This is a genomic window from Streptococcus mitis (genome assembly GCF_003942995.1).
Lineage (GTDB): Bacteria > Bacillota > Bacilli > Lactobacillales > Streptococcaceae > Streptococcus > Streptococcus mitis_CV.
Genome location: NZ_RJOH01000014.1, coordinates 22609 through 45511, shown reverse-complemented (window position 1 = coordinate 45511; position 22903 = coordinate 22609). Strand labels below are relative to the sequence as shown.

18 protein-coding genes and 1 pseudogene are annotated in these 22903 nt (G+C 40.5%); 17 read left to right on the top strand and 2 right to left on the bottom strand.

Annotated elements, in window-relative coordinates; genetic code table 11:
• Positions 1-103, top strand: a pseudogene (locus D8836_RS08325) (IS200/IS605 family transposase); the annotation flags it as partial.
• Between the two features lie 141 nt (positions 104-244).
• Here D8836_RS08325 and D8836_RS08320 read toward each other — a convergent pair.
• Positions 245-1255, bottom strand: a complete 1011-nt coding sequence (locus tag D8836_RS08320) for a YeiH family protein (RefSeq protein ID WP_125393701.1) — start codon at positions 1253-1255, stop codon at positions 245-247.
• 148 nt (positions 1256-1403) lie between these two features.
• On the opposite strand from D8836_RS08320, the gene D8836_RS08315 reads away from it, so the two are divergent.
• From D8836_RS08315 to D8836_RS08290, 5 genes are all read left to right on the top strand, one after another.
• Positions 1404-2573, top strand: a complete 1170-nt coding sequence (locus D8836_RS08315) for a pyridoxal phosphate-dependent aminotransferase (protein ID WP_125393700.1) — start codon at positions 1404-1406, stop codon at positions 2571-2573.
• Entirely contained in the window at positions 2570-3340 is a 771-nt protein-coding gene (gene recO / locus D8836_RS08310) for a DNA repair protein RecO (RefSeq protein WP_125393699.1), read from the top strand. Before D8836_RS08315 ends, recO begins: the two co-directional genes overlap by 4 nt.
• Positions 3337-4329, top strand: coding sequence for a phosphate acyltransferase PlsX (plsX, locus tag D8836_RS08305; protein WP_050222969.1), 993 nt, complete (start codon positions 3337-3339; stop codon positions 4327-4329). The genes recO and plsX overlap by 4 nt, the downstream gene beginning before the upstream one ends.
• Before the next feature lie 5 nt (positions 4330-4334).
• Positions 4335-4568: an acyl carrier protein gene (locus D8836_RS08300; protein WP_000136446.1), complete on the top strand. Its 234-nt coding sequence runs from the start codon at positions 4335-4337 to the stop codon at positions 4566-4568.
• Between the two features lie 450 nt (positions 4569-5018).
• Positions 5019-6209: an N-acetylmuramoyl-L-alanine amidase family protein gene (locus D8836_RS08290; protein ID WP_125393697.1), complete on the top strand. Its 1191-nt coding sequence runs from the start codon at positions 5019-5021 to the stop codon at positions 6207-6209.
• A gap of 82 nt (positions 6210-6291) precedes the next feature.
• Here the strand turns inward: D8836_RS08290 and D8836_RS08285 are convergent, their stop codons facing one another.
• The gene (locus tag D8836_RS08285; RefSeq protein ID WP_125393696.1) at positions 6292-7167 is read right to left on the bottom strand and encodes a helix-turn-helix domain-containing protein; all 876 of its coding nucleotides are present in this window, start codon (positions 7165-7167) and stop codon (positions 6292-6294) included.
• A 197-nt stretch (positions 7168-7364) separates the two neighbouring features.
• On the opposite strand from D8836_RS08285, the gene D8836_RS08280 reads away from it, so the two are divergent.
• The 11 genes from D8836_RS08280 to D8836_RS08225 all read left to right on the top strand — a co-directional run bounded on the left by D8836_RS08280 (position 7365) and on the right by D8836_RS08225 (position 22818).
• A complete protein-coding gene (locus D8836_RS08280; protein WP_049544741.1) occupies positions 7365-8546 on the top strand; it encodes a PspC-like choline-binding domain-containing protein in 1182 nt (393 codons plus the stop codon).
• Between the two features lie 88 nt (positions 8547-8634).
• On the top strand, positions 8635-9813 hold the full coding sequence (locus D8836_RS08275; protein WP_125393695.1) for an N-acetylmuramoyl-L-alanine amidase family protein: 1179 nt from the start codon (positions 8635-8637) through the stop codon (positions 9811-9813).
• Between the two features lie 729 nt (positions 9814-10542).
• Entirely contained in the window at positions 10543-11358 is an 816-nt protein-coding gene (locus D8836_RS11425) for a GHKL domain-containing protein (protein ID WP_260468273.1), read from the top strand.
• Positions 11355-12086: a response regulator transcription factor gene (locus D8836_RS08265; RefSeq protein WP_125393693.1), complete on the top strand. Its 732-nt coding sequence runs from the start codon at positions 11355-11357 to the stop codon at positions 12084-12086. Before D8836_RS11425 ends, D8836_RS08265 begins: the two co-directional genes overlap by 4 nt.
• A gap of 584 nt (positions 12087-12670) precedes the next feature.
• Positions 12671-12859 carry a class IIb bacteriocin, lactobin A/cerein 7B family gene (locus D8836_RS08260; protein ID WP_125393692.1) on the top strand — a complete coding sequence of 63 codons (189 nt, stop codon included), beginning with the start codon at positions 12671-12673 and terminating at the stop codon, positions 12857-12859.
• A 208-nt stretch (positions 12860-13067) separates the two neighbouring features.
• Positions 13068-13247 (top strand): Blp family class II bacteriocin, encoded by a 180-nt coding sequence (locus D8836_RS08255; RefSeq protein WP_001024119.1) that lies wholly within the window; start codon positions 13068-13070, stop codon positions 13245-13247.
• Between the two features lie 899 nt (positions 13248-14146).
• On the top strand, positions 14147-14335 hold the full coding sequence (locus D8836_RS11415; protein ID WP_000756559.1) for a hypothetical protein: 189 nt from the start codon (positions 14147-14149) through the stop codon (positions 14333-14335).
• Between the two features lie 308 nt (positions 14336-14643).
• Positions 14644-16797, top strand: coding sequence for a peptide cleavage/export ABC transporter ComA (comA, locus tag D8836_RS08240; RefSeq protein ID WP_125393690.1), 2154 nt, complete (start codon positions 14644-14646; stop codon positions 16795-16797).
• 12 nt (positions 16798-16809) lie between these two features.
• Positions 16810-18159, top strand: coding sequence for a competence pheromone export protein ComB (gene comB / locus D8836_RS08235; protein WP_125393689.1), 1350 nt, complete (start codon positions 16810-16812; stop codon positions 18157-18159).
• 169 nt (positions 18160-18328) lie between these two features.
• Entirely contained in the window at positions 18329-19036 is a 708-nt protein-coding gene (gene purC, locus D8836_RS08230; protein WP_000043300.1) for a phosphoribosylaminoimidazolesuccinocarboxamide synthase, read from the top strand.
• 56 nt (positions 19037-19092) lie between these two features.
• Positions 19093-22818: a phosphoribosylformylglycinamidine synthase gene (locus tag D8836_RS08225; protein WP_125393688.1), complete on the top strand. Its 3726-nt coding sequence runs from the start codon at positions 19093-19095 to the stop codon at positions 22816-22818.
• Positions 22819-22903 lie beyond the last annotated feature (85 nt).

Genomic DNA, 22903 nt, shown 5'->3' with positions numbered 1-22903 from the left:
CACAATTAAGAAATATATTCAAGAACAGGAAAAGCATGATATAGCACTAGATAAATTAAGTGTAAAAGAATATGAGGATCCCTTTAGGGATAGTGGTAAGTAATACTAAAGCCTCTTTGAGAGGCAAGTGACGAGTCAAGAGCAATAAGGCTTGAACAAAGTGAAAGCCAGCGTCTTTAGGCGCTGGCTGGTAATTTGGGCTTATAGCCCTGGGACAAACCACCCGTTTGACGGGTGGTCATGATTAGAAAATACCAATCAATGCTTGCATGCCAAGGCTGGTAAGGATGATGGCAATCCAACAGATGGCTCCAAGAACAATTGATTTTCCGCTGGATTTGACCATAGCTACTAGATTGGTTTTGAGACCGATAGCACTCATGGCCATGATAATGAGGAATTTGGAGAGTTGTTTGAGAGGGGTAAAGAAACTACTGGACACACCGAGAGAGGTCAGTAGGGTGGTTAGGAGAGATGCGAGGATAAAGTAAAGGATAAAAAGTGGGAAGACTTTTTTCAGTTGCAATCCTTGCTTATTTTCTTGTTGGCGACTTTGCCAGTAGGAGAGAAAGAGAGTGATGGGAATGATAGCCAGAGTCCGCGTAAGTTTGACAATGGTTGCGGATTCGAGGGTATTAGTCTGGTAGAGATTGTCCCAGGCGCTGGCTGTGGCTGTTACAGAGGAAGTATCGTTGACTGCAGTTCCTGCAAAGAGGGCGAAGCCTTCATTTGATAAGTGAAGCCAGGTTCCTAGAGTTGGAAAGATGAGCGCAGCCAAGACATTGAAGAAAAAGATAACGGAAATGGCTTGGGCGACTTCTTTTTCCTTGGCATGGATGACGGGCGCTGTTGCAGCAATGGCAGAGCCCCCACAGATTGAAGACCCCACCCCAATCAAGGTAGCCAGTTTTGTATCCAGTGCAAAGAAACGCTGGAAAAGGTAGGCAACAATCAAGGCTATTGAGATAGTGGACAGGATGACAGGGAGCGAAGATTGCCCAACTGCGAAGACTTGCGAGATATTGAGACCAAAACCAAGCAAGATAACGGCATACTGGAGCAATTTCTTGGAACTAAAGGTCAATCCCGCATCCAGTTGTTTATAAGACGAGAGAAAGGGATGTAGGAGCATGCCTATGAAAATCGCAAAAACGGGCGCGCCAATAACAGGGAAAAATCCGCCCAGATACCAAGCAAGTAGTGAAATCAGAAGGCAGGCCAAGATACCTGCTCCATTTTTTGATAGAAATGACATAAAAACCTCCAAATAGAATATGTTACCATTATAGACCTGTAAACAGGAAAAGTAAAATAGAAAGTGGAAAGCTATTCTATCATGTATTTTTGCGGTCGGGGGGCTTTTGTAGTATAATAGAGATACGTTTTGAAAGTAGGAGGTATCTATGGACTTAACTAAGCGCTTTAATAAACAGTTAGATAAGATTCAAGTTTCGTTGATTCGTCAATTTGACCAGGCTATTTCGGAGATTCCTGGGGTCTTGCGTTTGACTTTGGGGGAACCTGATTTTACAACGCCAGATCATGTCAAGGAGGCGGCCAAGCGAGCGATTGACCAGAACCAATCCTACTATACAGGGATGAGTGGTCTGCTGACTCTACGTCAGGCAGCCAGTGACTTTGTTAAGGAAAAGTACCAACTGGACTATGCTCCTGAAAATGAAATCTTGGTTACAATTGGGGCGACAGAGGCTTTATCTGCTACTTTGACAGCTATTTTGGAAGAGGGAGACAAGGTGCTCTTGCCAGCTCCTGCTTATCCAGGTTATGAACCGATTGTCAATCTAGTTGGGGCAGAGATTGTCGAGATTGACACAACTGAAAATGGTTTTGTCTTGACTCCTGAGATGTTGGAAAAGGCCATTTTGGAGCAGGGTGACAAGCTCAAGGCGGTTATTCTCAACTATCCAGCAAATCCGACAGGAATTACTTATAGTCGAGAGCAGTTGGAAGCCTTGGTAGCTGTTTTACGCAAGTACGAGATTTTCGTTGTCTGTGATGAGGTTTACTCAGAATTGACCTACACAGGGGAAGCTCATGTGTCTCTAGGAACTATGTTGAGAGATCAGGCTATTATTATCAATGGTCTATCTAAATCACATGCCATGACAGGTTGGCGTTTGGGACTGATTTTCGCTCCTGCGGCCTTCACAGCTCAGTTGATTAAGAGTCACCAGTACTTGGTCACTGCTGCAAACACCATGGCTCAACATGCTGCGGTGGAAGCCTTGACGGCTGGTAAAAATGATGCGGAACCTATGAAGAAGGAGTACATCCAGCGTCGAGATTATATTATCGAGAAAATGACTGCTCTTGGTTTTGAGATTATCAAACCAGACGGTGCCTTCTATATCTTTGCTAAGATTCCAGCGGGCTACAATCAAGACTCCTTTGCCTTTCTCAAGGATTTTGCTCAGAAGAAGGCCGTTGCCTTTATCCCTGGTGCTGCTTTTGGGCGTTATGGAGAAGGTTATGTGCGTCTATCTTATGCGGCTAGCATGGAGACTATCAAAGAAGCCATGAAACGGCTTGAGGAGTATATGAGAGAAGCATGATTCAGTCTATCACGAGTCAAGGCTTGGTGCTCTACAATCGCAATTTTCGTGAGGATGACAAGCTCGTCAAGATTTTTACAGAGCAGGCTGGCAAACGGATGTTTTTCGTCAAACACGCTGGTCAGTCTAAGCTGGCGTCGGTTATTCAGCCCTTGGTGCTGGCTCGATTTCTCTTGCGAATCAATGATGACGGGCTTAGCTACATTGAGGACTATCATGAGGTCATGACCTTTCCCAAGATTAATAGCGATCTCTTTGTCATGGCCTATGCGACCTATGTAGCAGCTCTTGCAGATGCTAGTTTGCAGGACAATCAGCAGGATGCTCCCTTGTTTTCTTTTTTGCAAAAGACTTTGGAGTTGATGGAAACTGGCTTGGATTATCAGGTTTTGACCAATATTTTTGAAATTCAAATCTTGACTCGATTTGGAATCAGTCTCAATTTTAATGAGTGTGTCTTTTGTCATCGGGTTGGTCAGGCTTTTGACTTTTCTTTCAAATATGGCGCCTGTCTCTGTCCAGAGCATTATCATGAAGATGAGAGACGTTGCCATCTCAACCCCAATATCCCTTATCTGCTCAATCAATTTCAAGCCATTGATTTTGAGACCTTGGAGACCATTTCACTCAAGACTGAAATCAAGCAAGAGCTACGCCAATTTATGGATCAACTCTACGAAGAGTACGTTGGGATTCACCTAAAATCAAAGAAATTTATTGATTCCCTAGCAGACTGGGGACAATTACTAAAAGAGGAAAAGAAATGAAAAAAATCGCAGTAGATGCCATGGGGGGCGATTACGCACCCCAAGCCATCGTTGAGGGTGTCAATCAAGCCCTAGCTGACTTTTCAGATATCGAGGTTCAACTCTACGGAGATGAAGCTAAAATCAAGCAATATCTGACAGCGACAGAGCGCGTCAGTATTATCCATACGGATGAGAAGATTGATTCAGACGATGAACCTACGAGAGCTATTCGGAAGAAGAAAAATGCCAGTATGGTCTTGGCGGCCAAGGCTGTCAAAGATGGAGAGGCAGATGCTGTACTCTCGGCTGGGAATACAGGTGCTTTGTTGGCTGCTGGATTCTTCATCGTGGGTCGTATCAAGAATATCGACCGTCCTGGGCTTATGTCAACCTTGCCGACTGTAGATGGGAAGGGGTTTGACATGCTGGACCTCGGTGCTAATGCAGAAAATACAGCCCAGCACCTCCATCAATACGCGGTTCTAGGTTCTTTCTATGCTAAAAATGTCCGTGGCATTGCGCAACCACGTGTTGGCTTGCTCAATAACGGAACAGAGAGTAGTAAGGGCGACCCGCTTCGTAAGGAAACTTACGAATTACTAGCAGCTGATGAAAGTTTAAACTTTATCGGAAACGTGGAAGCGCGTGATTTGATGAATGGCGTTGCGGATGTTGTCGTGGCAGATGGTTTCACGGGAAACGCTGTGCTCAAATCCATTGAAGGAACAGCCATGGGAATCATGGGCTTGCTCAAGACAGCTATTACAGGTGGTGGTCTCCGAGCGAAACTAGGCGCCCTCCTTCTCAAGGATAGCCTCAGAGGTTTGAAAAAACAGCTCAACTACTCAGATGTTGGTGGAGCAGTCTTGTTTGGTGTCAAGGCACCGGTTGTCAAGACTCATGGCTCAAGCGATGCCAAGGCTGTTTATAGTACAATCCGCCAGATTCGTACCATGCTAGAAACAGACGTAGTTGCCCAGACTGCGCGTGAATTTTCAGGAGAATAAAAGAGATGACAGAAAAAGAAATTTTTGACCGTATTGTGACCATTATCCAAGAGCGACAGGGAGAGGACTTTGTCGTGACAGAATCCTTGAGTCTGAAAGATGATTTGGATGCTGACTCAGTTGACTTGATGGAGTTTATCTTGACGCTGGAAGATGAATTTAATATCGAAATCAGTGATGAAGAAATTGACCAACTGCAAAGTGTAGGAGATGTGGTTAAAATCATTCAAGGAAAATAAAGATAAGAAGTTCCAAGGCATTTGCTTTGGAATTTTTCTTTGGTTCAAGTGACCGTTTAGGAACAGATTTAGTCTTTCTAGGGACAGGAGAGATATAAAAACAAATAAAGGATATAATGTAGTCAGAAAAATCAATCTCCAAAAAGAGATAAGAAATGAAGATCAAATGAAAATATCAATGAGTTTCTGTTAGAATGAAATTGTTAATATAGTCACAATTTTAATTGACTTTCCTTTTTTACAGGACTATAATGTAGATATAAAAAAGGATTTATTTTATAGTTGGGGGAAGGTGATGGCTATGTACTTTTGATAAACTAGTCTCTATCTTATATTCTTGGAAATGTTAGGAGGTCTTATGGTTCAGGTTCATGAATCTGACATCTATTTTGGCTTCGTTTCTATTTGATTTTCTTACTTTGGATTTATCTATTTTAGGAGGAAATGGCTATGAAAAAATCTAAACTACTCACTCTTGGTTTGCTTGCAGGTGCTGGTCTACTTTTGTCTATCAACCAAGCACAAGCTGCAGATACTTGGGTTAAAAATGGCGCTGACTGGAATCTTTCTCAAGATGGCAGTCTCGCTAAAAACAAATGGGTGCAAAATGCTGGCTCTTGGTACCACTTTGACGGTTCTGGAAAAATGCAGACAGGCTGGCTCAAAGACGGTAACACTTGGTATTCGCTCGCAGATAGTGGCGCCATGCGTACTGGCTGGTACAAGGAAGGCAATACATGGTACTCACTCGCAAATAGTGGTGCTATGCGTACTGGTTGGTACAAAGAAGGGGCTACTTGGTACTACCTAAAAGGCAGTGGCGCTATGGCAACAGGATGGGCAACTGCAAATGGTCAATGGTCTTACTTTGAAAAATCAGGTGCAATGGTCGCAGACAGAGCTGTTCCAGCCAGTGATGGGGAAAGTTATGTCATTGGTAAGGATGGTTATATGTTAACCAGACTTCCAAGTGAAGTTGAACAAGATCCTTTTGATGATACAGTTATTACAGATATCGTTACTTTGTCTGATGGTTATGACTATCACCTTGTTCATAAGAAAGATGGAGTTGTTATCGAAAAGAATGCCTGGTATATCAAACCTATTGTTGAACGTTTTTCTTATCAAAAGATTGGCGATGTAAAACGAAATACTTTAGATGCTATTACTGATAATAAAAAACCAGGGGAAGAAATTGATCCTAAAGCTGTCATAAAGAATTTCCAAAACTTACCAAATAAGTATTACTTTGGAGCAGATGGACGTAAGGTTGCGAATCTACCAGAATTCACTACTCACTTCCCTATTCAAAAAGTTGGATCTGAACTTTATCTTAGAAATTCAAGTCCAGTTATTAGTCTAGAATCATCTGGATTTACAATTAATGACAATAAACTTTATCTAAGAGATGTCAATGATCATAATGGTAAACTTGTAACTGGATATTTCACAATGTTTATGGACGGATTATCATATAAAGATCACCATATTTTAGGCTATGCAGATGAATCTGGTGAAATCGTGAAGATGAAAGTTTTGCCTAATGATTTCCGTGGTCATATTGAAAAAGGATTTTCCGGTTTTTATGGAGAAACTGTTCGATACGACAGTTCAACAGGAAATGTTTCTGTTGTGAAATAAACTATCTGACAATGTAAAACGAAAAAAGCGAACAGCTTTGTCTACTTGGAGGTCATGTTCGCTTTTATTCATAAAGTAATAGTTACTGTTTGGTCTCTGTTTCAAAAAAATCTGCTTGATAATAATCACTAACTTCTCTTTTCATTTCTTCTAGTAATCGACTTTCATCTGTTGATTCGAATAAGGATAATCCTTTATTAATCATAGTATGATCTTCATTAACAATTCCCAGACGTACTTGAGCTACACCTAATAAATCGTATCGTTTCAATATTTTTGCTAAATCAAGACATTCTTGAATTAAGCATAGACAGTCATCTTTCTTCCCTGCTTCAAGGTACATTCGTGTCATATTGGCTAGAATGGAGTAATGAATACTTTGAATTGGACGATAATCTGTGTATTTATTTAGAGATTTTACAAGTCTTTGACGTAGCATTTCTAGTGAATCAATAGGGAAATGGAAAATGATCATCACTAGCAATCGTAAATCTGAGAGGAACCACTGATCTCTTTTTTCCAATTCTTTCCATAACTCCTCAGCCAAGGCTTGAGCTTTATCGGAAAACTGATTTTCAATCACTTCTATAAAAATGGTTAGTTCTTTCACAGCATGTTCTATTGGGATATCATTCTGCACTTCATCTAGATAAATTTGACATTTTGATAGCAGTGTCTTCATTTCTTCTAGATTAGGTGAAGAAATGACTTGATAATATTCTGAAAATAATTTCTTACGAGAATCCATTTGGTAATGTTGACAAATATAATGAAATTCATCGAAATTCATATCAATTTGCCTCAAAAGCAACTCCATAGTATCATACCTAGGAGTAGAATGATTATTTTCAAACTTAGATAAGTTAGAATGAGTAATGTAGTCACCACAGACCTCATTTTGTGTAATCCCTTTTGACTTACGAATGTATTTATAAACTGAACCAATATCCCACCGCATATTTTTGCCTCCAAAAATGTTCCAAAAGTAGAAGTTTTAAGAAAATGTTTATATTTAGTATATCATAAAGGTGTGGGGTGGACAATGATGATAGAAAGAAGGTGTTGGTTGACTCTTAAGGATTATTAGGAGTTATGTAGAATGTTTATGATGGAAAAATATTTTTTGATAACTATTCAATAAAGGAGGAAATGGCTATGAAAAAATCTAAACTACTCACACTTGGTTTGCTTGCAGGTGCTGGTCTGCTATTGTCTATCAACCAAGCACAGGCTACAGATACTTGGGTTAAAAATGGTGCTGACTGGAATCTTTCACAAGATGGCAGTCTCGCTAAAAACAAATGGGTGCAAAATGCTGGCTCTTGGTACCACTTTGACGGTTCTGGTAAAATGCAGACAGGCTGGCTCAAAGATGGGAATACATGGTATTCGCTCGCAGGCAGTGGCGCTATGCGTACTGGCTGGTACAAGGAAGGTAGTACCTGGTACTCACTTACAAATAGTGGTGCTATGCGTACAGGTTGGTACAAAGAAGGGTCTACATGGTATTACCTCAAAGACAGTGGCGCTATGGCAACAGGATGGGCAACTGCAAATGGTCAATGGTCTTACTTTGAAAAATCAGGTGCAATGGTCGCAGACAGAGCTGTTCCAGCCAGTGATGGGGAAAGTTATGTCATTGGTAAGGATGGATATCTGTTAACCAAACTCCCAAGTCAGGTTGAACAAACTCAAGCGGATGATACAATTATCACAAATATTGTTACTTTGTCTGATGGGTATGATTATCATCTTATTCATAGAAAAGATGGAGTCATTGTTGAAAAAAATGCTTGGTACATAAAACCTGAATTTAAGAAGTTTTCTGATAAATATGGAGATAAAGTTTCCAATACGATGTTGGCTTTAGTAGATAATACGGAAGAAGGACAAGAAATTAATCCTAAAGCTGTCGTGAAAAATTTCCAAAACATACCAAACAGGTATTACTTTGGGGCAGATGGTCGTCGCGTAACAAATTTACCAGAAATGACCACCTATTCAGAGATTAAAAAAGTTGGAAATGATGTCTATCTAGAAAATCCGGGTGCACGACTTCTTCTTGGAGCTACCAGCTTCACAATCAATAATAATAAACTATACTATTTAGATGGTGCTAATGGCAAACTCAAAACAGGTTATTTTGCATTGATTGATGATAGACCAAGCTATCATCACTATCATATTCTTGTTTATGCAGACCAATCTGGTGAAATTCTTAAAATGAAACGATTGCCAACAGGAATTTCAGATTATCTTAATAAAGAAATTGACGGTTTCTACGGTCAAACTGTTAAAATAGATAGTAAGACAGGAAATGTTTCTGTTGTGAAATAAGACGTCTGACAGAGTAAAACGAAAAAGCGAACAGCTTTGTATACTAGGAAGTCATGTTCATTTCGCTATAGAATAGGAGAAAATGGCTATGAAAAAATCTAAACTACTTACACTTGGTTTGCTTGCAGGTGCTGGTCTACTATTGTCTATCAATCAAGCACAGGCTACAGATACTTGGGTTAAAAATGGCGCTGACTGGAATCTTTCTCAAGATGGAAGCTTAGCTAAAAATAAATGGGTACAAAATGCTGGCTCTTGGTATCACTTCGATGGTTCTGGTAAAATGCAGACAGGCTGGCTCAAAGACGGCAATACCTGGTACTCACTAGCAGATAGTGGGGCTATGCGTACTGGCTGGTACAAGGAAGGCAATACCTGGTATTCACTAGCAGATAGTGGCGCTATGCGTACAGGTTGGTACAAAGAAGGGTCTACTTGGTACTATCTTCATTTTAGTGGTTCTATGATGACAGGTTGGGTGTTCATAGATGGTAATTGGTATTATTTTGAACAATCAGGTGCAATGGCCTCTGATAGAGTTGTAAATTCTAGTGATGGGACAGGCTATATTCTCAGCAAGGATGGCCATATGTTCACTTTACAAAATAGCCCTTATAAACATGGTGACATTGTTCGTTTAGGCGATGGATATGAATATCTGATTAAAGCAAAATTTGACGGAAATAACTTTACTGATGTTATCGTGGATAAAAACACTTGGTATATTAAACCTGAGTTCAAGAAGTTTTCCGACAAATACGGGGATGAGGTTGCAAATACAACCTTAGCTTTAGTAGATAATAAAGAAGAAGGACAAGAAATTGATCCTAAAGCTGTCATTCGTAATTTCCAAAATCTACCAGGTCGATATTACTTTGGAGCAGATGGTCGTAGAGTATTACCACTTCCAGAGATGACAACTAGATCAGAAATCAAAAAAGTTGGCAATGATCTTTATCTAGAAGACCCAGGTGTACGACTTCGATTGGATAACTTCACAATCAATAACAATAAACTATACTATTTAGATAATGGACAAGGTAAGCTCAAAACAGGTTACTTTGTACTGATTGATGATGGTATGGCTACAACCCACTATCACTTACTTGTATATGCAGACCAATCTGGAGAAGTTCTTAAGATGAAACGCTTGCCATCAAGATTTATAGATTATCGCGATAAAGAAATCGATGGTTTCTATGGTCAAAAAATTAAGATTACACAGCCAAATAAGTATGAATATTACAAGGTTCTTGTGGTAAAATAAATAGATAAGCAATCTTCACAACGAATATAAAATTAAAACGTGCAAATCATTTTCAAGAGGCTTTAGATTTCTTGTACTTTAAAAGAAACTAAAGCCTTTTGTGGATGTATTGTTTTTCAGAAAGTATGAAAAACTAGAGAGTTGTATCGGGGAGATAAATATTATTTCGCTTAAATAAATTAGGAGTCGTTTTATTCTATGATTATTTTAGAATTCTTAGCTTCTGTGCTATATATTCTGTTGGTAGTCGTTTCAACCATGGTGCCTACTATTTATTTGGGTGCTCAAATTTCCCCAGAATTTTATAAAAAACGTTATTGGATCATTGTATTTTTAATTAGTTTATCCACTCGTCAAACATTTGGAGAATTATTTCATATAGGAGTTCTTCTCTTCTTTTACTGTATTTTTTTATTAGTATTGCACAAGGGAAAAGGGGAATCTCTTTTTCTTTCTCTGTATCTTTTTCTCTTCTTTCAAAGTATTCGTTATTTATTTTTGACAATTTGGATTCGTGTATTATCTGGTGAGCATTGTTGTTTCGTAGATTCGTTTTCTACTTTATATATATCTATATTTGATTTATTATCAATCTTTCTATGTTGTAAAATTATGAAGCGTTGGTCTTTAGATTTGGATTTATTCTTTTCAGATGCTTTCAAAACCCACTATCGTAAGAGTTTTTTCATTATCCTACCTCTGACTGGATTTAGGATATTCTCTTCGTTCATGACCAATAGAAATAGTTCTTTTTACGTTCGCTTTGACACGACCATTTCTCTCCTGATTTTCATTCTCTTTTTCTCCTGGCTCTTTTATATCAGACACTTAGAGCAGGTTTATCGTGATGAGCAGACCATTCAGAGACAGGAAGATGAGAATCGTTCCTTGCAAGGGATGGTGGATAAGCTGGGTCATCTCTATGATGAAGTTCGAGGTTTCCGTCATGATTTTGCAGGGATTGTCGCCAGCATGGAGCCTGCCATAGCGAATCAAGACATGGCTGAGGTGTCTACCATTTATCAAGATGTCTTTCTAAAGACCAATGAAAAGCTGAGGAAGGCGGATTACACGGCCTTTAATCTTCACAATATCCACGACATAGCCATTCGCAATACCTTGGCAAAAGCCATGATTGTGGCAGATAAGCAGGGAATTCATTTTAGTTTGGAGACTGTGGGGGTTGTCGAAGAGCTGGCTTTGCCGATGTTGGAGGCTATCCGTATCCTCTCTATCCTCACGACAAATGCCTTAGAGGCAGCGAGTGAGTCTGAAAATCCGCAGATTTGGGTTGCTTTGTTGGCAGGTGATAGGAGTGTCCGTTTTATCATTGAAAACACTCGTAAGAAAGAAGAACTGAATCCCAGCATTCTCAGTCAAAAGGGTTACTCTACCAAGGGAAACCACAGTGGACTGGGTTTAGCGACCTTGGAGGATATGGTTTTTCATTATGATTTAAACTTAGATACCCAGCTAGGAGAGACGACTTTTAGACAAGATTTAGAATTACCATTTAAGGATGAGAAACGAGGTGGAGAGGAATGAGAATTTTAGTTTTGGAAGACGACAGAGTCCAGCAGGGGCGTATAGAGCAGACTTTACTAGATATCGGTCGCTCTCGTAATTTAAGATTGGAAATTGATATTGCCAAAAACTATGGGGACGTTGAAAAGTATTCTCAGTATTTTGACCATTACCAACTCTATTTATTGGATTTAGAGATTGATGGAGAGTGTGAACGGGGCTTTCAGGTTGCTCAACAGGTTCGGGAGCGGGATCCTTTTACAAGCATTGTCTTTGTGTCCACGCACTCGGAGGCCTTGCCTCTAGCTTTTCGCTATCACTTGTCTGCCTTGGATTTTATTTCCAAGGATCAGCCAGAGGAAGATTACCGTCATCAGTTGGAGCGCTGTCTGGACTATGTACTGGCAGTGGACAAGAGGGAAAATATGCGTCTCTTCACCTATAGTTTTGAGGGAAGACGGGGCTTTACTCTGCCCTACCATGAGATTTTAGCCTTTGAAACCTCAGTGGAATCCCATCGTATCAAGGTCTATTATGCCAATCATTCTATCAAGACCATTTACGGCAGTCTTAAGGATATCGCTGCCAAGGCTGAAAAAGATTACTTTGTCTATGCCAATCGCAATACTTTAGTCAGTTTACAGGCCATTGAAGAGATGACTGCCACAGAAGTGACCTTGTTAGAAGGCTTGCACTTCCCCGTATCACGAACAGCCAGAAGAACCCTTAAAAAATATCTTAATGTCTAATATCTGTTAGACTTGGATAAGTTTATCAATAAGAATGTCGGAAAATTTTCTGATATTCTTATTTTTTTGACTTTTTTTCGAATAGATAAGTAAGAGGAAAAGGAAAGGAGCCTAGTTCATGTTTATATCAATGTTCTACCCATGGTTCACTGAGTTATTTTTTAAATCAATTTAATTTAGTTGTACATTTTTGAATTGTTTTTCGAATAGATAAGTAAGAGGAAACAGAAAGGAGTCTGGTTTATGTATCTACCAATCTTGTATCCATGGTTTACTAAATTATTTTTCAAATAAAATTTAATTTAGTTGTACATTTTCGAAAATTTTTTTCGAATAGATAAGTAAGAGGGAAAGGAGCCTATTTCATGTATCTACCAATTTTTTATCCGTGGTTTACTAAATTATTTTTCAAATAAATTTAATTAGTTGTACATTTTCGAANTNTTTTTCGAATAAATAAGTAAGAAGAAAAGGAAGGAGATTAGAAATGATTATTTCAGTTATTTATCCAATCTGGCTATTTAAGTGGCTTAGAGGATAAACATTAAACATATAAAAACATATACAAATTGAGGAGAAAAAAGATGACAAATTTTGACAAAATAGAACAGAACTTTGTAGCTCTTACAGAAGAAGAGTTGGTGAATGTGGATGGGGGAATTGCACCACTAGTAGTTGCGTTTGGAGTAGCTGCGTTTAAAGGTTTTTCTGTAACAGGAGGGGCTATTATACTAGGAGCAGGTCTTTATCAAGTTGGAAAAAGTCTAAAATAAAACTTTGGGTAAGTTTTATGAATAGAATGTTAAAAAAAATATATGTAGGATCTGCTTTAACAGCTTACAGCATATTATTAATTTATTCTCTATTTAATTTAGAAAAGGTATCGTTGGAGAGCTGTATTTTGTTAGTAGCATTGACATATTATATTAATAAAAAAGAAATATTTAAATCAAAAGTGAATAAGAACAAGGAGAACTTAAAATGAATATTTTAGTAAATGATCATCAGTTTACAGCAATGACAGAAAAAGAACTAGCAACAGTTGATGGAGGAGTACTTCCTGCAGCGGTAGTAGCAGTTCCAGTAGGAATCAAGGTTGCAGGGTATGTTGTCGGTGGTTTATCCGCTGTAGGGCTAGCTGCATGGGGTTACTTCAGATAAGATAAAACACTGTGAAGAAATCAATGAATTTTTCAAACGAATTTGCGGCTATTATTATATCAGCTTCAGGGATGGTAGGTTTATTAGTGGGACTCACTATTGGCTTAGCTAGTATTATTTAAGGAGGGGTATAACATGCAAAATTTGAATCAATTTGAAATCGTAGAGCAAAGTGAATAAGTTGAAGTAGGTTTATTGATTGTTATCGAAGGATTATTACTTCCTGCAGGTGAGCAGCTTTGGGGTATTATGCGAATAGACCATAATCTGATTGTAGTCAGAGAGGCATTTCTATGTTTCTAAAAAAATTCGTTAAATCAGTATTGAAAGTTTTGCCTGAAATCATGGTATTACTTAGTTCGATGTCTTATATAATCATCAGATTAGTAGCTGACATAAATAAAGTATCTTTACCTACTTGGTTTGATAATCTTAATATACCCACGATTGCATTATTTATGATGGTCTTCATTCTTTTATACAGAAGTAAAGAAAAAAAGAATGGATAAATTTGAAGCAGTAGACGTTCTATAGGGAATAGGTGTCTTATAGTAACGAATCAAAAAAAGGAGTAACTATGAATCGTAATTTAGAACGGTGTTATCTATTCTGACCATGAATAGATCATACCAGAGGTGGCTTAGAAATAGCAGGGACATTAAAAATTGAATTAACTTTAAATAGGATGTCGTAAAGGTTGCTATCAATGATTTATTTGTCTCAAGCTTGCCTAGGGTGACAGTAAAAAATCAATTTCCTTTCATACCATATTTTTAGTAGGTAGGACGTTTGTTCTGCCTATTTTTTGCCCCAAAAAGTGCAGTTGAGGTGTTTATTTAGAGTTTTACATATATTTTTGATAAAATAGTTATAGAAATTAGGAAAGTTGAATAAAAGAAATGAAGAAGGTTTTAGGATATTTTTTAGTATTTGTTTTTCTATTTTTGATGAATATTTTTATCTTTAAGATACTAGCAACTCTGGGATTTCAGCTGACAATGAGTGAAAAGAGTTATATTGTACCACCGCTGTTTTCGATTATCGTTTTGTACATGATTGACAAAAGAATTAGGAAGAAAAAGAAATAAATATATATTTTAGGCAGGGCATTTGTTCTGCCTATTTTTTATCCGAAAAGTGCAGTTGGGAGGTAGATAGGCGCATTTGGGAAGGAAGTCCAGTTTTTGTTTGGGGATTGGGGTAAGATAGTTGTTATCAGATGAGTTTATACTCTTCGAAAATCAAATTCAAACCACGTCAACGTCGCCTTGCCGTATATATGTGACTGACTTCGTCAGTCCTATCTACAACCTCAAAACAGTGTTTTGAGCAGCCTGCGGCTAGTTTCCTAGTTTGCTCTTTGATTTTCATTGAGTATTAGGAAAAGGAGATGAATATGAAATTTGGGAAACGTCACTATCGTCCGCAGGTGGATCAGATGGACTGCGGTGTAGCTTCATTAGCCATGGTTTTTGGCTACTATGGTAGTTATTATTCTTTGGCTCACTTACGAGAATTGGCCAAGACGACCATGGATGGGACGACGGCCTTGGGCTTGGTCAAGGTGGCAGAGGAGATTGGCTTTGAGACGCGAGCGATCAAGGCGGATATGACTCTCTTTGACTTGCCAGATTTGACCTTTCCTTTTGTTGCCCATGTGCTTAAGGAAGGAAAATTACTCCACTACTATGTGGTGATTGGGCAGGATAAGGATAGCATTCATATTGCCGATCCAGATCCTGGGGTGAAATTGAACAAACTGCCACGTGAGCGTTTTGCGGAAGAATGGACAGGAGTGACTCTGTTTATGGCACCTAGTCCAGACTACAAGCCTCATAAGGATCAAAAGAATGGCCTGCTTTCTTTTATCCCTATATTAGTGAAGCAGCGTGGCTTGATTGCCAATATCGTTTTGGCGACACTCTTGGTAACCTTGATTAATATTGTGGGTTCTTATTATCTGCAGTCTATCATTGATACCTATGTACCAGATCAGATGCGTTCGACGCTGGGGATCATTTCTATTGGGCTGGTGATTGTTTATATTCTTCAGCAGATCTTGTCTTACGCTCAGGAGTATCTCTTACTTGTTTTGGGGCAACGCCTGTCGATTGACGTGATTTTATCCTATATCAAGCATATTTTTCACCTGCCTATGTCCTTCTTTGCGACACGCAGAACAGGGGAAATCGTGTCTCGTTTTACAGATGCTAACAGTATTATCGATGCGCTGGCTTCGACCATTCTTTCGATTTTCCTAGATGTGTCAACGGTTGTCATTATTTCCCTTGTTTTATTTTCACAAAATACCAATCTCTTTTTCATGACTTTATTGGCACTTCCTATCTATACAGTGATTATCTTTGCCTTTATGAAGCCGTTTGAAAAGATGAATCGAGATACCATGGAAGCCAATGCGGTTCTGTCTTCTTCTATCATTGAGGACATCAATGGTATTGAGACTATCAAGTCTTTGACCAGTGAAAGTCAGCGTTACCAAAAGATTGACAAGGAATTTGTGGATTATCTGAAAAAATCCTTTACCTATAGTCGGGCAGAGAGTCAGCAAAAGGCTCTGAAAAAAGTTGCCCATCTCTTACTCAATGTCGGCATTCTCTGGATGGGAGCTGTTCTGGTCATGGATGGCAAGATGAGTTTGGGACAGTTGATTACCTATAATACCTTGCTGGTTTACTTTACCAATCCTTTGGAAAATATCATCAATCTGCAAACCAAGCTTCAGACAGCGCAGGTTGCCAATAACCGTCTGAATGAAGTTTATCTGGTAGCTTCTGAGTTTGAGGAGAAGAAAACAGTTGAGGATTTGAGCTTGATGAAGGGAGAGATGACCTTCAAGCAGGTTCATTACAAGTATGGCTATGGTCGAGACGTCTTGTCGGCTATCAATTTGACCATTCCCCAAGGTTCTAAGGTGGCTTTTGTGGGAATTTCAGGGTCAGGTAAGACGACATTGGCCAAGATGATGGTTAATTTTTACGACCCAAGTCAAGGAGAGATTAGTCTGGGTGGTGTCAATCTTAATCAGATTGACAAAAAGGCCCTGCGCCAGTATATCAACTATCTGCCTCAACAGCCCTATGTATTTAACGGAACGATTTTGGAGAATCTTCTTTTGGGAGCCAAGGAGGGGACGACACAGGAAGATATCTTACGGGCGGTCGAATTGGCAGAGATTCGGGAGGATATTGAGCGCATGCCACTGAATTACCAGACAGAATTGACTTCGGATGGGGCAGGGATCTCAGGTGGTCAACGTCAGAGAATTGCTTTGGCGCGTGCTCTCTTGACGGATGCACCTGTCTTGATTTTGGATGAGGCGACCAGCAGTTTGGATATCTTGACAGAGAAGCGAATTGTCGATAATCTTATGGCTTTAGACAAGACCTTGATTTTCATCGCCCACCGCTTGACCATTGCTGAGCGGACAGAGAAGGTTGTTGTCTTGGATCAGGGCAAGATTGTTGAAGAAGGAAAGCATGCTGATTTGCTTGCACAGGGTGGCTTTTACGCCCATTTGGTCAATAGCTAGAAAGAGGAGAGGATGAAACCAGAATTTTTAGAAAGTGCGGAGTTTTATAATCGTCGTTACCATAATTTTTCCAGTCGGGTGATTGTCCCCATGTCCCTTCTGCTCGTGTTTTTGCTTGGCTTTGCAATATTTGCAGAGAAGGAGATGAGTTTGTCTACTAGAGCTACTATTGAGCCTAGTCGTATCCTTGCAAATATCCAGTCAACTAGCAACAATCGTATTCTTGTCAATCATTTGGAAGAAAATAAGCTGGTTAAAAAGGGAGAACTGTTGGTTCAATATCAAGAAGGGGCAGAGGGTGTCCAAGCGGAGGCCTATGCTAGTCAGTTGGACATGCTCAAGGATCAAAAAAAGCAATTGGAGTATTTGCAAAAGAGTCTGCAAGAAGGGGAGAACCACTTTCCAGAGGAGGATAAATTTGGCTACCAAGCCACCTTTCGCGACTACCTCAGCCAAGCAGGCAGTCTTAGGGCTAGTACATCGCAACAAAATGAGACCATCGCGTCCCAGAATGCAGCAGCTAGCCAAACCCAAGCCGAAATCGGCAACCTTATCAGCCAAACAGAGGCTAAAATTCGCGATTACCAGACAGCTAAGTCAGCTATTGAAACAGGTGCTTCCTTGGCCAGTCAGAATCTAGCCTACTCTCTCTACCAGTCCTATAAGTCTCAGGGCGAGGAAAATCCGCAATCTAAGGCCCAGGCTGTTGCTCAGGTAGAAGCACAGCTCTCTCAGTTAGAATCCAGTCTTGCTACTTACCGTGTTCAGTATGCAGGTTCAGGTACCCAGCAAGCCTATGCGTCAGGCTTAAGCAGTCAATTGGAGTCTCTCAAATCCCAACACTTGGCTAAGGTTGGTCAGGAATTGACCCTTCTAGACCAGAAAATCTTGGAGGCAGAATCGGGTAAGAAGGTTCAGGGAAATCTTTTAGACAAGGGGAAAATTACGGCCAGTGAGGATGGGGTGCTTCATCTTAATCCTGAGACCAGTGATTCTACCATGGTTGCAGAAGGTACCCTACTAGCCCAACTCTATCCATCCTTGGAAAAAGAAGGGAAAGCCAAACTTACAGCTTATCTAAGTTCAAAAGATGTAGCAAGGATCAAGGTCGGTGATTCTGTTCGCTATACGACTACTCATGATGCCAAGAATCAACTTTTCCTAGAGTCTACTATTACAAGTATTGATGCGACAGCTACCAAGACTGAAAAAGGGAATTTCTTTAAAATCGAGGTGGAGACTAATCTAACTTCGGAGCAGGCTGAAAAACTTCGATATGGGGTGGAAGGTCGTCTGCAGATGATTACGGGCAAGAAAAGTTACTTACGTTATTATTTAGATCAATTTTTGAACAAAGAGTAATGTTCGTGTTTTTAGAGTTAAATGATTTTAAAACTGTGAGAAAGATTCTTCTTGCAGTTTTTTCTTTATGATTTTTAATGTTACTACGTTATTTATTCGGTTAAATTCTTGTAATTTTAGGTTTTTTATGGTAGAATGTGCTCAAGTAATACGAAAGGCGAACTTTAAAATGTCAAAACAATTGATCTATTCGGGAAAAGCTAAAGATATCTATACAACTGAGGATGAAAATCTTATTATTTCAACTTACAAGGACCAGGCGACTGCTTTCAATGGTGTTAAGAAGGAGCAGATTGCGGGCAAGGGAGTGTTGAATAATCAGATTTCATCTTTTATTTTTGAGAAATTAAATGCGGCTGGTGTGGCGACTCACTTTGTGGAGAAGCTTTCAGACACGGAACAACTCAATAAAAAGGTTAAGATTATTCCTTTGGAAGTCGTGCTCCGCAACTATACAGCTGGTTCTTTTTCAAAACGTTTTGGTGTGGATGAGGGAATCGCCTTGGAGACTCCGATTGTTGAATTTTACTACAAAAATGATGATTTGGATGATCCATTCATCAATGATGAGCATGTGAAATTCCTACAGATTGCGGATGACCAGCAAATCGCCTACTTGAAGGAAGAAACTCGTCGAATCAATGAACTCTTGAAAGTCTGGTTTGCTGAGATTGGCCTCAAGTTGATTGACTTTAAGCTAGAGTTCGGTTTTGACAAGGATGGCAAGATTATCTTGGCAGACGAATTTTCACCAGATAACTGCCGTTTGTGGGATGCGGATGGTAACCACATGGATAAAGATGTTTTTCGTCGTGGCTTAGGTGAATTGACTGATGTTTACGAGATTGTTTGGGAGAAGTTGCAAGAACTAAAATAACAATCTAGAGGTCGTTTGGGAACATTGCAAGAGCTGAAATAAAGGAATAAAAATTGATGGATAAACGTATTTTTGTTGAAAAAAAGGCTGATTTTCAGGTCAAGTCAGAGAGTTTGGTAAGAGAGCTCCAGCATAACTTGGGACTATCAAGCTTGAAAAGTATTCGTATCGTGCAAGTGTATGACGTATTTGACTTGGCAGAGGACCTGTTTGCACCTGCAGAGAAGCACATTTTCTCTGAGCAGGTGACAGACCATGTCTTGGATGAAGTGGCTGTGCAGGCGGATCTGGCTAACTATGCTTTCTTTGCCATTGAAAGCCTACCTGGGCAATTTGACCAACGTGCAGCTTCTTCACAGGAAGCCTTGCTTTTGCTGGGAAGTTCGAGTGATGTGACAGTCAATACAGCCCAACTTTACTTGGTGAATAAAGATATTGATGCGACTGAGTTGGAAGCGGTCAAGAACTATCTGCTCAACCCAGTTGATTCTCGTTTCAAGGACATCACGACAGGGATTGCCAAGCAGGAATTTTCTGAGTCAGACAAGACCATTCCTAAATTGACTTTCTTTGAAAGCTATACAGCAGAAGACTTTGCTCGCTACAAGGCCGAGCAAGGGATGGCCATGGAAGTGGATGATTTGCTCTTTATTCAAGACTATTTCAAGTCAATCGGGCGCGTGCCAACGGAAACAGAGCTTAAAGTTTTGGATACTTACTGGTCTGACCACTGCCGCCACACGACTTTTGAGACAGAGTTGAAACACATTGATTTTTCCGCATCGAAATTCCAAAAGCAATTGCAGGCGACTTATGATAAGTATATTGCCATGCGTGAGGAGTTGGGGCGTTCTGAAAAGCCACAAACCTTGATGGATATGGCGACTATTTTCGGTCGTTATGAGCGTGCCAATGGACGTTTGGACGATATGGAAGTGTCAGATGAAATCAATGCTTGCTCAGTCGAAATTGAAGTGGACGTTGATGGTGTGAAAGAGCCATGGCTCCTCATGTTCAAAAATGAAACCCACAACCACCCGACAGAAATTGAGCCATTTGGTGGTGCTGCTACCTGTATTGGTGGAGCCATTCGTGACCCATTGTCAGGTCGTTCCTACGTTTATCAAGCCATGCGTATTTCAGGTGCGGGTGATATTACAGCACCGATTTCAGAAACTCGCGCTGGGAAATTGCCACAACAAGTCATTTCTAAAACAGCGGCCCATGGTTATTCTTCATACGGTAACCAGATTGGACTTGCAACAACCTACGTTCGTGAATACTTCCACCCAGGCTTTGTAGCTAAACGCATGGAGCTAGGTGCTGTTGTCGGAGCGGCTCCTAAGGGCAATGTTGTCCGTGAAAAACCGGAAGCTGGTGATGTCATTATCCTGCTCGGTGGTAAGACTGGACGTGATGGTGTTGGTGGTGCGACAGGTTCTTCTAAGGTTCAAACAGTTGAATCGGTTGAAACAGCTGGAGCTGAGGTTCAAAAGGGGAATGCCATCGAAGAACGCAAGATTCAACGTCTTTTCCGCAATGGCGCTGTCACTCGTCTCATCAAGAAATCCAACGACTTTGGTGCAGGTGGGGTCTGTGTAGCCATCGGTGAATTGGCAGACGGTCTTGAAATCGACCTCAACAAGGTGCCTCTTAAATACCAGGGATTGAATGGTACCGAAATTGCCATCTCTGAATCTCAAGAACGGATGGCTGTGGTGGTTCGTCCTGAGGATGTGGATGCCTTCGTTGCTGAATGTAACAAAGAGAATATTGATGCTGTTGTGGTGGCGACAGTGACTGAAAAACCAAATCTAGTCATGCACTGGAATGGTGAAACCATTGTCGACTTGGAACGTCGTTTCCTTGATACCAATGGTGTGCGCGTAGTCGTTGATGCAAAGGTGGTGGACAAAGATGTCAAGCTTCCAGAAGAACGTCAAACATCTGCTGACACACTTGAAGCAGATACTCTTGCGGTTCTATCTGACCTCAACCATGCCAGTCAAAAAGGATTACAGACTATCTTTGACTGCTCTGTTGGACGTTCTACGGTTAATCACCCACTTGGTGGTCGCTACCAACTCACACCAACTGAGGCATCTGTGCAGAAATTACCAGTTCAACACGGTGTGACTCATACTGCGTCAGTCATGGCTCAAGGATTCAACCCATATGTAGCTGAATGGTCTCCATACCACGGTGCTGCCTATGCGGTTATTGAAGCAACTGCTCGTTTGGTGGCTACTGGTGCCAACTGGTCTAAGGCTCGTTTCTCTTACCAAGAGTATTTCGAGCGTATGGACAAACAAGCAGAGCGTTTTGGTCAGCCAGTAGCTGCTCTTCTAGGTTCTATCGAAGCTCAGATTCAGCTTGGTTTGCCATCTATCGGTGGTAAGGACTCTATGTCTGGTACTTTTGAAGAATTGACGGTGCCACCAACCTTGGTTGCTTTTGGGGTGACAACAGCAGATAGCCGTAAGGTGCTCTCTCCAGAATTTAAAGCTGTTGGGGAAAATATCTACTACATCCCAGGTCAAGCCCTCTCTGCAGAGATTGATTTTGCCTTAATTAAGAAAAACTTTGCTCAGTTTGAAGCCCTTCAAAAGGCTCACAAAGTAACAGCAGCTTCAGCTGTTAAATACGGTGGTGTGCTTGAAAGTTTGGTACTTGCTACTTTTGGAAATCATATCGGTGCAGAGGTAATCTTGCCTGAACCTGAAACTGCTTTGACAGCTCAATTAGGCGGATTTGTCTTCACATCTCCTGAAGAAATTGCTGGAGTAGAGAAAATCGGTCAAACAAGTGCAGACTTTACACTGACTGTCAACGGTGTGAAGCTAGATGGACAGAAACTTGACAGTGCTTTCCAAGGAAAATTGGAAGAAGTTTACCCAACAGAATTTGCCCAATCTAAAGAACTAGCAGAAGTTCCAGCTGTCGCTTCTGACGTAATCATCAAAGGCAAAGAAAAGGTTGAAAAACCTGTGGTCTATATCCCAGTCTTCCCAGGAACTAACTCAGAATATGACTCAGCCAAGGCCTTTGAGAAAGAAGGTGCAGAGGTTAACTTGGTGCCATTCGTGACCTTGAATGAAGAAGCCATTGTCAAGTCAGTCGAAACTATGGTTGACAACATCGGTAAGGCTAACATTCTCTTTTTTGCCGGTGGATTCTCGGCTGCGGATGAACCAGATGGTTCAGCCAAGTTCATTGTCAATATCCTGCTTAATGAAAAAGTGCGTGCAGCTATTGATAGCTTTATCGCCCGTGGTGGCTTGATTATTGGTATCTGTAATGGATTCCAGGCCTTGGTCAAATCAGGTCTTCTTCCATACGGGAACTTCGAAGATGCCAGCAGTACTAGTCCAACCCTCTTCTACAATGATGCCAACCAGCACGTGGCCAAGATGGTGGAAACTCGGATTGCCAATACCAACTCGCCATGGTTGGCTGGAGTAGAAGTGGGCGATATCCACGCTATTCCTGTTTCGCACGGTGAAGGGAAGTTTGTCGTGACGGCTGAGGAATTTGCGGAGCTCCGTGACAATGGTCAAATCTTTAGCCAATACGTTGACTTTGATGGAAAACCAAGTATGGACTCTAAGTACAATCCGAATGGTTCTGTCCATGCCATCGAAGGAATTACCAGCAAGAATGGTCAAATCATCGGTAAGATGGGCCACTCAGAACGTTATGAGGAAGGTCTTTTCCAAAATATCCCAGGAAATAAAGACCAGCACCTGTTCGCGTCAGCGGTTAAATACTTTACTGGAAAATAAGACTTGCAGATTTTCTAATAGATAGTATCAGTAATGTAAAAGTCATGTAGATTTAGCTCTTGGTGCTACACAAATAAAAATTAGG